The following is a 12,636-nucleotide window of genomic DNA, read 5'->3' as shown; positions in this document are numbered from 1 at the left end:
ATGATGAAAGGTGGCATGGCCGGCCTGATGAAGCAGGCGCAGCAGATGCAGGAAAAGATGGCCAAGATGCAGGAAGAACTGGCCAACGCCGAAGTCACCGGTAAAGCCGGCGGCGATATGGTCAGCGTGGTAATGACCGGTCGTCACGACATCAAGCGTGTGACCATCGACCCAAGCGTGCTGCCAGGTGTGGGCGAAGACGATCTGGAAATGCTCGAAGCTCTGTTCGCCTCGGCCGTCAACGACGCCGTGCGCAAAATCGAAGCCAACAGCCAGGACAAAATGTCCGGGGTGACCGCTGGCATGCAACTGCCGCCGGGTATGAAACTGCCGTTCTGATCGGCGAGCGTGAATATGAAAATGCCAGGCATCGTGCCTGGCATTTTTTTGCGGTGTAGATTGGCAGGGCCTGTCTATTGCGCAGCTGTCCAGTGAAACGAGGCTGCGTCGGGGGCGGCTTCGGTGCCTAGCTTGATGGCAGTGGTGTGGCCAACGTAGCCTTGCTGGGGCTCGACAACGGTTACGCAGTTTTGTCGAACCTCGATGCCCTTGTCGGTGTCTGCACCCTATACCGTTGGATTTACTCACCGATAAAGGAGCCTCACTGATGACCGAAGCCCTGACCCTTAACCAGCGCATCGTTCTGGTCTCCCGCCCCCAGGGTGCGCCTGTGCCGGAGAATTTTCGCCTGGAGCGCGTGACCCTGCCGGATTTGGCCGATGGCCAGGTTCTGCTCAAGACGCTGTTCCTGTCCCTGGACCCCTACATGCGCGGTCGCATGAGTGATGCGCCGTCTTACGCAGCTCCCGTGGAAATCGGTGAGGTGATGACCGGTGGCGCTGTCAGCCGTATCGAACAGTCGCGTAACCCGAAATTCGAAGTGGGCGACCTGGTAGTCGGCTCTACCGGCTGGCAAAGCCACAGCATCTGCGATGGCCGCAATCTGATACCGGTACCCAATGGCCTGGCCAGCCCGTCCATGGCCTTGGGTGTGCTCGGCATGCCTGGCATGACTGCGTACATGGGCCTGACGGACATCGGCCAGCCCAAGGCTGGGGAAACCCTGGTGGTGGCGGCTGCGTCCGGCGCGGTGGGTTCGGTGGTCGGCCAGGTGGCCAAGCTCAAGGGCTTGCGCGTGGTCGGTGTGGCGGGTGGGGCGGACAAGTGCCGCTATGTGGTGGACGAATTGGGCTTTGATGCCTGCATCGACCACAAGAGCGCGAATTTCGCCGATGAACTGACCCAGGCCTGCTTCAACGGCGTGGACATCTACTTCGAAAGCGTCGGCGGCAAGGTGTTCGATGCGGTGGTGCCGTTGCTCAACCCCAAGGCACGGATTCCCCTGTGTGGCCTGATCGCTGGCTACAACGCTCACGAAGCGCCCAGCGGTCCTGATCGGTTGCCGGCGCTGCAGCGCACCTTGTTGACCAAGCGCGTGCGGATTCAGGGTTTTATCGTGTTCGACGACTACGGCGACCGCCAGCCTGAATTCCTCAGCGCCATGACGCCGTGGGTGCGCGATGGCAAGATCAAGTTCCGCGAAGACGTGGTCGACGGCCTGGAGCAGGCGCCCGAAGCCTTTATCGGTTTGCTGGAAGGGCGCAATTTCGGCAAGTTGGTGGTGCGTGTCACAGAGGATTGAGCATTTGACGCTAATCCGGGGCGCGGGTATAAACCGCGTCTCGTTGTTTTGTCGGACCTTTCCCTCATGAGCTTCAGCCCCCTGATTCGTCAACTGATCGACGCTCTGCGCACCTTGCCAGGCGTCGGCCAGAAAACCGCCCAGCGCATGGCGCTGCAACTGCTGGAGCGTGATCGCAACGGTGGTTCCCGTCTGGCCCTGGCTCTGAGTCAGGCCATGGAAGGTGTGGGCCATTGTCGTCAATGCCGAACCCTCACCGAAGAAGAACTCTGCCCGCAATGCGCCGACCCGCGTCGCGATGACACACTGCTGTGCGTGGTCGAAGGGCCGATGGACGTCTATGCCGTGGAGCAGACCGGTTATCGCGGCCGTTACTTTGTGCTCAAGGGCCACTTGTCTCCGCTGGATGGCCTAGGCCCGGAGGCTATCGGTATTCCGCAGTTGGTAACGCGGATCGAACAGCAGGGCACCTTTACTGAAGTAATCCTGGCCACCAACCCCACAGTGGAAGGCGAAGCGACCGCTCACTACATCGCCCAACTGCTGGCCAACAAAGGCCTGATCACCTCGCGCATCGCCCACGGCGTACCGCTCGGTGGCGAGCTGGAATTGGTGGATGGCGGCACCCTGGCGCACTCGTTTGCCGGGCGCAAGCCTATCGTTCTTTGATGCTTTCAATGTAGGCGCGAGGGCCCTACAGCATTGCATGCTTGAAAACCAAGCAAGCGCTTGGTAAGTTCGCTCCACCTCTGCGTGGAGCTTGCCGATGCCTGCCTATCAGGAATACTTCGATTCCAGCCACCAATTGGTTCGCGACAGCGTGCGCCGTTTCGTCGAGCGCGAAATTCTGCCGGGCATCGAGCAATGGGAAGAAGCCGAAAGCTTTCCCAAGGCGTTGTATCTCAAGGCAGGCGCGGTGGGGATTCTCGGCATCGGCTATCCCGAAGCCCTGGGCGGCAGCCATGAAGGTGACCTGTTCGCCAAGGTCGCCGCCAGCGAAGAGCTGATGCGCTGCGGCTCTGGTGGGGTAGTGGCGGGGTTGGGCTCGCTGGATATCGGCCTGCCGCCCATCGTCAAATGGGCCCGGCCCGAGGTGCGCGAGCGTGTGGTGCCCCAGGTGTTGGCCGGTGAGAAGATCATGGCCCTGGCCGTCACCGAACCCGCTGGCGGCTCCGATGTGGCTAACCTGCAAACCCGTGCGGTACGCGAGGGTGATTATTATCGGGTCAGCGGCAGCAAAACCTTTATCACCAGTGGCGCGCGTGCCGATTTCTACACCGTTGCGGTGCGTACCGGTGGCCCAGGTTTCGGTGGTATCAGCCTGCTGCTGATGGAAAAGGACACCCCTGGCTTCACCGTCGGCCAGCCGCTGAAGAAAATGGGCTGGTGGGCGTCGGACACGGCCGAGCTGTTCTTCGATGATTGCCAGGTGCCTGTCGGCAATCTGATCGGTGCCGAGAACATGGGCTTTGCCTGCATCATGGGCAACTTCCAGAGTGAGCGCCTGGCCCTGGCCTTAATGGCCAACATGACCGCGCAACTGGCCCTGGAAGAAAGCCTGAAATGGGCTGCCCAGCGTGAAGCCTTCGGCAAGCCCATCGGCAAGTTTCAGGTGCTCAAGCATCGCCTGGCGGAAATGGCCACCGCCGTCGAAGTCTCCCGGGAATTTACCTACCGCCAGGCGGCGAAGATGGCCGCAGGCAAGAGCGTGATCAAAGAGATTTCCATGGCCAAGAACCTCGCCACCGACACCGCCGACCGCGTGACCTACGACGCGGTGCAGATCCTCGGTGGTTTGGGTTACATGCGTGGCAGCCTGGTGGAGCGGCTGTACCGCGACAACCGCATCCTGTCCATCGGCGGGGGAACCCGGGAAGTGATGAATGAAATCATCAGCAAGCAGATGGGGTTGTAACCCGGGTTATTTGTCCGTCAACGCAAACTGCGTCAAGCAAAACGTCGGGATACCCATGTCTTCCAGCCTCTGCGACCCACCCAACTCCGGCAGGTCAATAATCGCCGCCGCTTCGAAAATTCGCGCGCCCATGCGTCGTGCCAGGTTGGCCGCGGCGATCAGGGTGCCGCCGGTGGCAATCAGGTCATCGAACATCAGCACCGAATCCCCTTCACACAGGCTGTCGGCATGGACTTCCAGGAAGGCTTCGCCGTATTCGGTCTGATAACCCTCGCTCAACACGTCTGCCGGCAACTTGCCCTGTTTACGGAACAGGATCAGTGGTTTGTTCAACTGATAGGCGATGATCGAACCGATCAGGAACCCGCGAGCATCCATCGCGCCGATGTGGGTGAATTCAGTTTCGACATAGCGGTGAACAAAGGCATCGGCCACCAGGCGCAAGGCCTTGGGCGACTGGAACAGCGGCGTGATATCGCGAAAGATCACCCCAGGCTTGGGGAAGTCGATAACTGGGCGAATCAGGGATTTGATGTCGAACGAATCGAAGACCATCGTCGAGGAGTCCTGGGAGGCAAGCGGACCCGCAGTATACCTGCGGCCTCGCCGGTTGGCGCGACCGCAAGTGTCTGGTTCAGCCGTCGAGCGAACCACCGGCCAGCGCACAGAGCTGGATCGGGTCGAGGATATGCACTTCCTTGCCCTCGGCGGCGATCAGTTCGTTCTGCTGGAAGCGGGTGAATACGCGGGATACGGTTTCCACCGCCAGGCCCAGGTAATTCCCGATTTCGTTGCGCGACATGCTCAGGCGGAACTGGTTGGCCGAGAAACCACGGGCACGGAACCGCGCCGACAGGTTGACCAGGAAGGTGGCGATCCGCTCGTCGGCGGTTTTCTTCGACAGCAGCAACATCATTTGCTGGTCGTCGCGAATTTCCCTGCTCATGACCCGCATCAGTTGGCGTCGCAATTGCGGCAATTGCAGGGCCAGCTCATCGAGACGATCGAAGGGGATTTCACACACCGAAGTGGTTTCCTGGGCCTGGGCGGACACCGGGTGAATCTCAGTGTCCATGCCCGACAGGCCGACCAGCTCGCTGGGCAGGTGGAAACCGGTGATTTGCTCTTCGCCGCCATCGCTCAGGCTGAAGGTCTTCAAGGCGCCCGAGCGAACGGCATAAACGGAATCGAACTTGTCACCCTGGCGAAACAGGAATTCACCTTTTTTCAGCGGGCGACCACGCTTAACGATTTCGTCCAGCGCTTCCATGTCTTCCAGATTCAGCGAAAGTGGCAAGCAGAGCGGCGCCAGGCTGCAGTCCTTGCAATGAGCCTGGCTATGAGCGCGCAGTTTAACTGGCTCGGACATTTCTTAAATCCTTGGTGGGAAAACACACATGATGCGTAAGGGTACCGCACTCATAGGTCTTCAGGCCAGCGTGTACAAAAAAACAGCAAGGCTGTAAAGATTATCCGCCAGCGGCCGATGTACTGCTATTAACCCAAGAGCCAGGAGGCTCAATACATGCTTTCCATCGGTGGCAATCTCGCAGCCCGCACACATGTTCAGACCATGCCTGAGCCGAAAAAAGACAGCGTCGCAAGTGATGCGCCCGAGACGACTCTGCTCAGTGAACCCAAGGCGGTGGAAGGCGTGACCGTGACTTTTTCCGGGGCTTCGCTGAAAGCTGCAGCCGCCGAGAAAGTCGCTAACGAGGATATCGACGACAGCGGGCTGGCGGATAACGTCAAGCAGTTGCTGAAGATGATCCGTCAGCTCAAACAGCAGATCGTAGAAAAACAGGCGGAAATGGCGGCAGTGATGGCCGACAAGAGCCTTAGCCCTGAACAGGCCCAGGCCAGGCTAGGCGGCCTGCAAACAGCATTGAGCGGATTGCAGGCAGCCTTGACGGCGGCCCAGGCGTCCCTGATCAAGGAGATAAAAGGCATGAGCGCCGGTGATGCACTCAAGACTGCATCTCTATCGATGAGCTAACCCGGATCAGATCACCCGGGGAAAACGCTGCCTATTCTGCTGATCCAGGTAGGCATCGAACACCATGCACACAGTGTGCACCAGCAAGCGCCCTGCGGGCAGCGTGCGAATCCCTTGGGCGTCGAGTTCGATCAGGCCATCACGGGCCATGGCTTCCAGTTGTGGCCACAGTTCGGCGAAATAGCCGCGAAAATCGATTGTGAAGAGCTGTTCGATCTCCTCGAACTCCAGGCTGAAGTTGCAGAGCAACCGTTGAATGACTTCTCTGCGCAAGCGGTCGTCCGTCGTACAGAGCAGGCCGCGACTGGTGGCCAGTTGCGCGCCGGCCAGGGAGTTTTGGTAGTGGCTCAGGTCGCTGCTGTTCTGGCAGTACAGGTCACCAATCTGGCTGATAGCTGACACCCCGAGGCCGATCAGGTCGCAATGGCCATGGGTGGTGTAGCCCTGGAAATTGTGCTGCAAGGTGGATTCTTCCTGGGCGATGGCCAGTTCGTCGTCGGGCAGGGCGAAGTGGTCCATGCCGATGTAGCTGTAGCCAGCGGCGGCCAGTTGCTCGATGGTGTTTTGCTGCATTTGCAGTTTGTCGGCGGGTGCCGGCAGGTCTTCACTGTTGATCCGCCGCTGGGACAGGAAGCGCTCTGGCAGGTGCGCGTAGTTGAACACCGACAGGCGGTTCGGCTGCAGGCTGATTATTTCGTCCATGGTGTGGGCGAAATGCTCCGGCGTCTGCTTGGGCAGACCGTAGATCAGGTCGATATTGATTGATCGAAACTGCAAGGTCCGCGCAGCATCGATCACGGCGCGGGTTTCTTCCAGGCTTTGCAGGCGATTGACCGCCCGCTGCACATCGGGATCGAGGTCCTGCACGCCGATGCTGACGCGATTGAAACCCAGTTCGCGCAGCAGGCCCATGGTGGCCCAATCGGCTTCCCGTGGATCAATCTCGATGCTGTAGTCGCCGGAATCGTCGTCCAGCAGGTTGAAATGCTGGCGCAGCTTGGCCATCAACTGGCGCAGTTCGTCGTGGCTAAGATAGGTTGGTGTACCGCCGCCAAAGTGCAATTGCTCCACTTGCTGGTTGGGGTCGAGGTGGCAGGCCACCAGTTGAATCTCCTGCTCCAGGCGTTGCAAGTAGGCCTGAGCGCGCCCGCGGTCCTTAGTGATGACTTTGTTGCAGGCGCAGTAGTAGCAAATATTGGCGCAGAACGGCACATGAACGTACAGCGACAATGGGCGCACGGCCTTTCGGCTGTCGCGCAGGGCGTGGAGCAGGTCGAAGGAGCCGACCTGGCTGTCGAATTGTGCGACGGTGGGGTACGAGGTATAGCGCGGCCCCGCCAGACCGTAGCGATGAATAAGATCAGTGTCCCAACGAATGGCGTCGAGCATGCGGGCGTTTCCCGGAGTGACTAGTGGTCCGAGTCTAGGGGCTGGGCTGGGCAGTCATCTTGATTTGCATCAACGGGGAGCGGCGCCATGCCACATAGCCTTTTAGTGGCCCATCAGCCAGTGCTGGTGGGGGCCGGGCAGCGTCCAGACTCCGAACAGGATCACCAGCAAGCCACCCGTCATGCGCACGCTGCGTTTGCGCAGCAGGGCGGTTACCCGCTCGGCCGCGAGTCCCGTGGCCAGCAATACCGGCCAGGTGCCGAGGCCGAACGCCAGCATCAGCAGGCCGCTGTCCAATGCATTGCCCTGGCTGGCCGCCCACAGCAAGGTGCTGTAGACCAATCCGCACGGCAACCAGCCCCACAGCGCGCCCAGCAGCAAGGCGCGGGGTAGGCTGGATACCGGCAGCAAACGGTTGGCAACCGGCTGGATATAGCGCCACAGGCCGCGACCGAGGCTTTCGATGCGGGTCAGGCCGCTCCACCAGCCGGCCAGGTACAGGCCCATGGTGATCAGCAGCAGCCCAGCGAGGATACGCATGAACATCGCCGCCGGGCTGTTGGCCACCGCCCAGCCCGCCAGGCCGATCAGCACGCCTGCCGTGGCATAGCTGAGAATTCGCCCCAGATTGTAGGCCAGCAACAAGCGAAAGCGCCGGCTGCGCTGCTCCTTGGGGATCGCCAGGGTCAGCGCGCCCATCAGGCCACCGCACATGCCCAGGCAATGACCGCCGCCCAATAGGCCGAGGATCAGCGCTGAAACCAGTAACGGCGCCAGTTCAAGCATGGGGTGGGTCTTTGGGTTTGGCGGTTTGATCGGTGGTCGTCGGGCGATTGGCCTCATCGACCCCGGCCAGGTGATTGGGGTCCTGGTCGTCGAACAGCACGGTATGGGCCGGGCCGTCGAGGTCATCGTACTGACCGCTGTCCACCGCCCAGAAGAAGATGTAAATGGCGATGGCCACGATCAATAGCGCCGCCGGAATCATCACGTAAAGAGCTGGCATCTGTACTCCATGCCCGCGCGGCTCAGGCCGGCAGCGGACGGGTTACGGGGGCGGGGCCCAAGGCTGGCCCGCTCGGCAGGCGAGTCAGGCGCAGGGCGTTGAGCACCACGGTCAACGAACTGAGGGACATGCCGATCGCCGCCCATATCGGAGTGATCCAGCCGAGGGCGGCAAATGGCAACATGAGGCCATTGTACAGACCGGCCCAGAGCAGGTTCTCAATGATTACCCGACGGGTACGCCGCGCCAGGCTGAAGGCTTGCACCAACGCGTCGAGGCGGTTGGACAGCAGCACGGCGTCGGCACTGGTTTTTGCCAGGTCCGTGGCTGAACCCATGGCCACGCTGATATCGGCGGCGGCCAGCACCGGCACGTCGTTGACGCCGTCGCCGAGCATCAGCACCTTGCGGCCTTCCTTGTGCAGTTGCTGCAGCACTTGCAACTTGTCATCCGGGCGCAGGCCGCCGTGGGCTTCGTCGATACCCAACTCGGCGGCAACGCTGGCGACCATCGGCGAACTGTCTCCTGACAGCAGCAGCGTACGCCAGCCCCGCGCCTTGCACGCGGCCAGCAATGCCGGGGCGTCGCTGCGCAAGCGGTCATCGAGGACAAACCAGGCCAGGGCGCCGTTGGTGTCGCCCAGCAGCAACCATTGCCCGGCTTCATCTGGCGAGGCGGGGATCGGGCAACCACTCAGCGCGCAGACAAAACCCGGTTGGCCGATGCGCAAGCGGCGCTCGCCGACCCGACCTTCGAGCCCCAGGCCCGGCGTACTGAGCACTTCGTCAGCTGCCAGCGGTGCGCGGCCGAAGGCGCGGGCAATCGGGTGTTCCGAACGATTTTCCAGGGCAGCAGCCAGGCCCAGGCACTCGTCACTGTCCAGCACGCTCAGTGGTCGGATTGCGCGCAACGCCAGTCGGCCCTCGGTGAGGGTGCCGGTCTTGTCGAAAATCACTGTGTCAATCTGGTTCAGGCCTTCCAGCACATGGCCGCGAGTGAGTAGCAAACCCAGTTTGTGCAGGGTGCCGGTAGCGGCAGTCAGCGCAGTGGGTGTCGCCAGGGACAGCGCGCAAGGGCAGGTCGCTACCAGCATCGCCAGGACGATCCAGAATGCCCGCGACGAATCCAGTTCCCACCACAGCAGGCCGATCACGGCGGCGGCAATCAGCGAGCACAGCAGGAACCATTGGGCGGCGCGATCGGCGATTTCCGCCAGCCGGGGTTTCTCCGCCTGGGCTCGCTCCAGCAGGCGCACGATGGCTGACAGGCGCGTGTCGTGGCCCAGGGCGCGGACTTCCACGGTCAGTGCGCCTTCGACGTTCAGGGTGCCTGCGGTAACGGCGTCGCCAATTTGGCGAGGCTGCGGCAGGTATTCGCCGGTCAGCAGGGATTCGTCGATGCTCGACTGGCCGTCGAGGATCACCCCGTCCGCCGGCAGGATTGCCCCCGGGTGTACCAGCACTCGATCTCCAAGCCCCAACTCTCGGAGCAGGATGCGTTCGCTCTGGCCGTCGCCGCTTAGACGCAGGCACGACGCAGGCAGCAGGTTGACCAACTGCGCCGTGGCGGCAGCAGTGCGCTCCCTGGCGCGACGCTCCAGGTAGCGCCCGGCCAGCAGGAATAGGGCGAACATGCCGACAGCATCGAAATACAGTTCGCCAACGCCGGTAATGGCGGTCCAGATACCGGCCAGGTAAGCGCCGCCGATGGCCAGGGAAACCGAGACATCCATGGTCAGGTGGCGGGTACGCAGGTCGCGCATGGCGCCCTTGAAAAACGGCGCGCAGCTGTAGAAAACAATGGGCGTGGTGAGAAACAGTGCGACCCAGCGCAGGATGATGTGCAGCTCCGGGCTCAGGTCGATGTTGAATTCCGGCCAGGTGGCCATGGTTGCCATCATCGCCTGGAACCACAGCAGCCCAGCCACACCCAGTTGACGCAGGGCCAGGCGGTTTTCGCTGGCCAGTTGCTCGGCGGCGCGGTCGGCCTGATAAGGGTGGGCGGCGTAACCGATGTGGCGCAGTTCGCTGAGCAGTTGGCTCAACGGTAATTGCGCGTCTGCCCAGCGCACCTGCAATCGGTGGTTGGACAGGTTTAGCCGCGCCTCGGCCACAGCAGGCAGGCTGCGCAGGTGTTTTTCGATCAACCAGCCACAGGCGGCGCAACTGATGCCTTCCATCAGCAAGGTGGCTTCGGCCAGGTCGCCGTCGTGACGTACGAAAGGTTTTTGCACGTCGGCACGGTCGTACAGCGCCAATTCGTCCACCAACTGCACCGGCAGCGCTTCGGGGTTAGCCGACGCTTCACTGCGGTGCTGGTAATAGCTTTCCAGACCACCGGCGACAATCGCCTCGGCCACGGCCTGGCAACCCGGGCAGCAAAGCTCGCGGGTCTGGCCGAGGATTACGGCGGTGAACCGGCTGCCGGGCGGGACGGGGAGGGCGCAGTGGTAGCAGGGGGTTGGGGTGGTCATGGTCTGGATCTATGTCGGCTGGGAGGGCCTCATCGCAGGCAAGCCCGCTCCCACACTTGACCGCGATCAACTGTGGGAGCGGGCTTGCCCGCGATGCGCGATGCGCAGGGTTTAGTTTTTCAGGTCTTCAGCACCCTGCAACGGTTCGTCACCGAGCATCAAGTCCTTGTCATGGCTGACATCTTCCTCTTCAAACATGCGCCAGGTCTTGCCGTCCTGCACACCCAGCAGCTCAACAAAACGACGACCTTCAACCTTGTCCGTCACTTGGCCAATGTAACGGCCCGGTTCGCTTTCGCTGCGAGCCAGGACGATCTTGCGATCCTTTTCCGGCTGGGTGGGTGAAATCAGGTTCAGCTCCACGGTGGCAGGCTGGCTGTTGCCGCTCAGGCGTAGCTCGACTTCGCCGGTCAGTGCATCCAGGTGCAGGGTGGCGCGCAGTTGCAGGGTTTGGGCCAGCAGTTCGCGGTCCAGAGAGCGGTTGATGCCTTTGCCGGCTTCGTAGTAGTTGTCGTTGACCAGGTTGTCCGGGTTGTTCACCGCGATGGTCACCATGGTCAAGGTCAAGGTCACCGAGCAGGCCAGGATGCCAATGATGATCCAGGGCCAGAGGTGCTTGTACCAGGGGCTTGCGGCAGTTGCTACGGGCATTGTTCTGCTCTCTTTTAACGAATTTGAGGGCCGATGAATCGGCTCTTGGCTTCAACGTGGACGCTGTCATCGTCGGCATCCTTGAGGATGAACTTGACCTCGTTGGTGCTCGACGGCATTTGCTCCGGCGCGCTCGACAGTTCCACCGGCATGCTGAAGATTTCCCCGGCAGCCACCTTGATCTCGCGTTTGCCTTGCAGCTTGAGGTCCGGCAGGCCGCTGGCGTCCAGTACATAGGTGTGGTCGCGCTGGTCCTTGTTCATGATTTTCAGGCTGTAGACGTTCTCGATCCGCCCTTCGGCGTTTTCGCGGTACAGCACCCGGTCCTTGCTGACGTCGAAACCCACCAGCGAACGCATGAAGAAAGCGGTGGCCAATAAGCTGATCATCGCCAGCAGCACCAGGGCATAACCGATCAGGCGCGGGCGCAGCTTGTGGGTTTTCTGCCCTGACAGGTTGTGTTCGGTGGTGTAGCTGATCAACCCGCGAGGGTAATCCATCTTGTCCATGATGTTGTCGCAGGCGTCGATGCAGGCGGCACAGCCGATGCACTCGATCTGCAGGCCGTCGCGGATGTCGATGCCGGTGGGGCAGACCTGCACGCACATGGTGCAATCAATGCAGTCCCCCAGGCCCTGGGCCTTGTAGTCGATGCCTTTCTTGCGCGGGCCACGGCTTTCGCCACGGCGCGGATCGTAGGAGACGATCAGGGTGTCCTTGTCGAACATCACACTCTGGAAGCGCGCATAGGGGCACATATAAATGCACACCTGCTCACGCAGCCAGCCGGCGTTGCCGTAGGTGGCGAGCGTGAAGAAACCGACCCAGAAATACGACCAGCCATCGGCTTGTCCGGTAAAAAACTCGAACACCAGCTCGCGAATCGGCGAGAAGTAGCCGACGAAGGTCATGCCGGTGACAAAGCCGATGAGCAGCCACAGGCTGTGCTTGCTGAACTTACGCAGTAACTTGTTGGCGCTCATCGGCGCCTTGTCCAGCTTGATTCGCTGGTTGCGGTCGCCTTCGGTGACTTTTTCGCACCACATGTAGATCCAGGTCCACACGCTTTGCGGGCAGGTATAACCGCACCAGATACGCCCGGCGTACACGGTGATGAAGAACAGGCCAAACGCGGAAATAATCAGGATGCCCGACAGCAGAATGAAATCCTGGGGCCAGAATGTCGCACCAAAAATAAAGAACTTACGCTCCGGCAGGTTCCACCAGACGGCCTGATGACCGCCCCAGTTCAGCCACACCGTGCCGAAATAAAGCAGGAACAACCCGGCGCCACCGAGCATCCGCAAATTGCGAAACAGTCCGGTGAAGGCACGGGTGTAGATTTTCTCCCGAGACGCGTAGAGATCGACGGTGTTGCTTGAGTTTTTGGCAGGCGGGGTAACGTCATGTACCGGAATCTGGTTGCTCATCATTGCATCCCACGGCAGTGGAGATTTGCCTCGGCCAGTACGTGCCAGCCGGGGTCAAAATAAGGGTGTTGCAGTGGCGCAATGATACGCCTGTAGTACTGGCGAACGGGTGCGACCTTTGGTCGCGTTGGGAG

At 61.2% G+C, this 12,636-nt stretch carries 13 protein-coding genes; 5 read left to right on the top strand and 8 right to left on the bottom strand.

Features of this window, described 5'->3' with window-relative positions:
• The 4 genes from ACZRJ6_RS00345 to ACZRJ6_RS00330 all read left to right on the top strand — a co-directional run bounded on the left by ACZRJ6_RS00345 (position 1) and on the right by ACZRJ6_RS00330 (position 3,557).
• Positions 1-339 (top strand): YbaB/EbfC family nucleoid-associated protein, encoded by a 339-nt coding sequence (locus ACZRJ6_RS00345; RefSeq protein WP_133101643.1) that lies wholly within the window; start codon positions 1-3, stop codon positions 337-339.
• Positions 340-607: 268 nt separating this feature from the next.
• Positions 608-1,642, top strand: a complete 1,035-nt coding sequence (locus tag ACZRJ6_RS00340; RefSeq protein WP_463969934.1) for an NADP-dependent oxidoreductase — start codon at positions 608-610, stop codon at positions 1,640-1,642.
• A 66-nt stretch (positions 1,643-1,708) separates the two neighbouring features.
• On the top strand, positions 1,709-2,311 hold the full coding sequence (gene recR, locus ACZRJ6_RS00335; RefSeq protein WP_133101641.1) for a recombination mediator RecR: 603 nt from the start codon (positions 1,709-1,711) through the stop codon (positions 2,309-2,311).
• 97 nt (positions 2,312-2,408) lie between these two features.
• Entirely contained in the window at positions 2,409-3,557 is a 1,149-nt protein-coding gene (locus ACZRJ6_RS00330; RefSeq protein WP_463969935.1) for an acyl-CoA dehydrogenase family protein, read from the top strand.
• Between the two features lie 6 nt (positions 3,558-3,563).
• On the opposite strand, the gene ACZRJ6_RS00325 is transcribed toward ACZRJ6_RS00330, so the two are convergent.
• Positions 3,564-4,112: an adenine phosphoribosyltransferase gene (locus tag ACZRJ6_RS00325; protein ID WP_463969936.1), complete on the bottom strand. Its 549-nt coding sequence runs from the start codon at positions 4,110-4,112 to the stop codon at positions 3,564-3,566.
• 79 nt (positions 4,113-4,191) lie between these two features.
• Complete coding sequence (gene fnr / locus ACZRJ6_RS00320; RefSeq protein ID WP_463969937.1) at positions 4,192-4,926, bottom strand: fumarate/nitrate reduction transcriptional regulator Fnr; 735 nt, start codon at positions 4,924-4,926, stop codon at positions 4,192-4,194.
• Between the two features lie 156 nt (positions 4,927-5,082).
• Here fnr and ACZRJ6_RS00315 point away from each other — a divergent pair, with 156 nt between their 5' ends.
• Entirely contained in the window at positions 5,083-5,553 is a 471-nt protein-coding gene (locus ACZRJ6_RS00315) for a hypothetical protein (protein ID WP_463969938.1), read from the top strand.
• Between the two features lie 6 nt (positions 5,554-5,559).
• Here the strand turns inward: ACZRJ6_RS00315 and hemN are convergent, their stop codons facing one another.
• The 6 genes from hemN to ccoG all read right to left on the bottom strand — a co-directional run bounded on the left by hemN (position 5,560) and on the right by ccoG (position 12,502).
• On the bottom strand, positions 5,560-6,942 hold the full coding sequence (gene hemN / locus ACZRJ6_RS00310; RefSeq protein WP_463969939.1) for an oxygen-independent coproporphyrinogen III oxidase: 1,383 nt from the start codon (positions 6,940-6,942) through the stop codon (positions 5,560-5,562).
• Between the two features lie 102 nt (positions 6,943-7,044).
• Positions 7,045-7,728, bottom strand: a complete 684-nt coding sequence (locus ACZRJ6_RS00305; RefSeq protein ID WP_463969940.1) for a sulfite exporter TauE/SafE family protein — start codon at positions 7,726-7,728, stop codon at positions 7,045-7,047.
• A complete protein-coding gene (gene ccoS / locus ACZRJ6_RS00300; RefSeq protein WP_463969941.1) occupies positions 7,721-7,948 on the bottom strand; it encodes a cbb3-type cytochrome oxidase assembly protein CcoS in 228 nt (75 codons plus the stop codon). Before ccoS ends, ACZRJ6_RS00305 begins: the two co-directional genes overlap by 8 nt.
• 22 nt (positions 7,949-7,970) lie before the next feature.
• Positions 7,971-10,421, bottom strand: coding sequence for a heavy metal translocating P-type ATPase (locus tag ACZRJ6_RS00295; RefSeq protein WP_463969942.1), 2,451 nt, complete (start codon positions 10,419-10,421; stop codon positions 7,971-7,973).
• 111 nt (positions 10,422-10,532) lie between these two features.
• Positions 10,533-11,072 carry a FixH family protein gene (locus ACZRJ6_RS00290; RefSeq protein ID WP_133101633.1) on the bottom strand — a complete coding sequence of 180 codons (540 nt, stop codon included), beginning with the start codon at positions 11,070-11,072 and terminating at the stop codon, positions 10,533-10,535.
• Between the two features lie 14 nt (positions 11,073-11,086).
• Positions 11,087-12,502, bottom strand: a complete 1,416-nt coding sequence (gene ccoG / locus ACZRJ6_RS00285; RefSeq protein ID WP_463969943.1) for a cytochrome c oxidase accessory protein CcoG — start codon at positions 12,500-12,502, stop codon at positions 11,087-11,089.
• Between the last annotated feature and the right edge of the window lie 134 nt (positions 12,503-12,636).

The sequence above is a fragment of the Pseudomonas sp. C321 genome (assembly GCF_055407105.1).
Note: the sequence above shows the minus strand (reverse complement) of the source record. Positions and strands in the feature narration are given on the sequence as shown.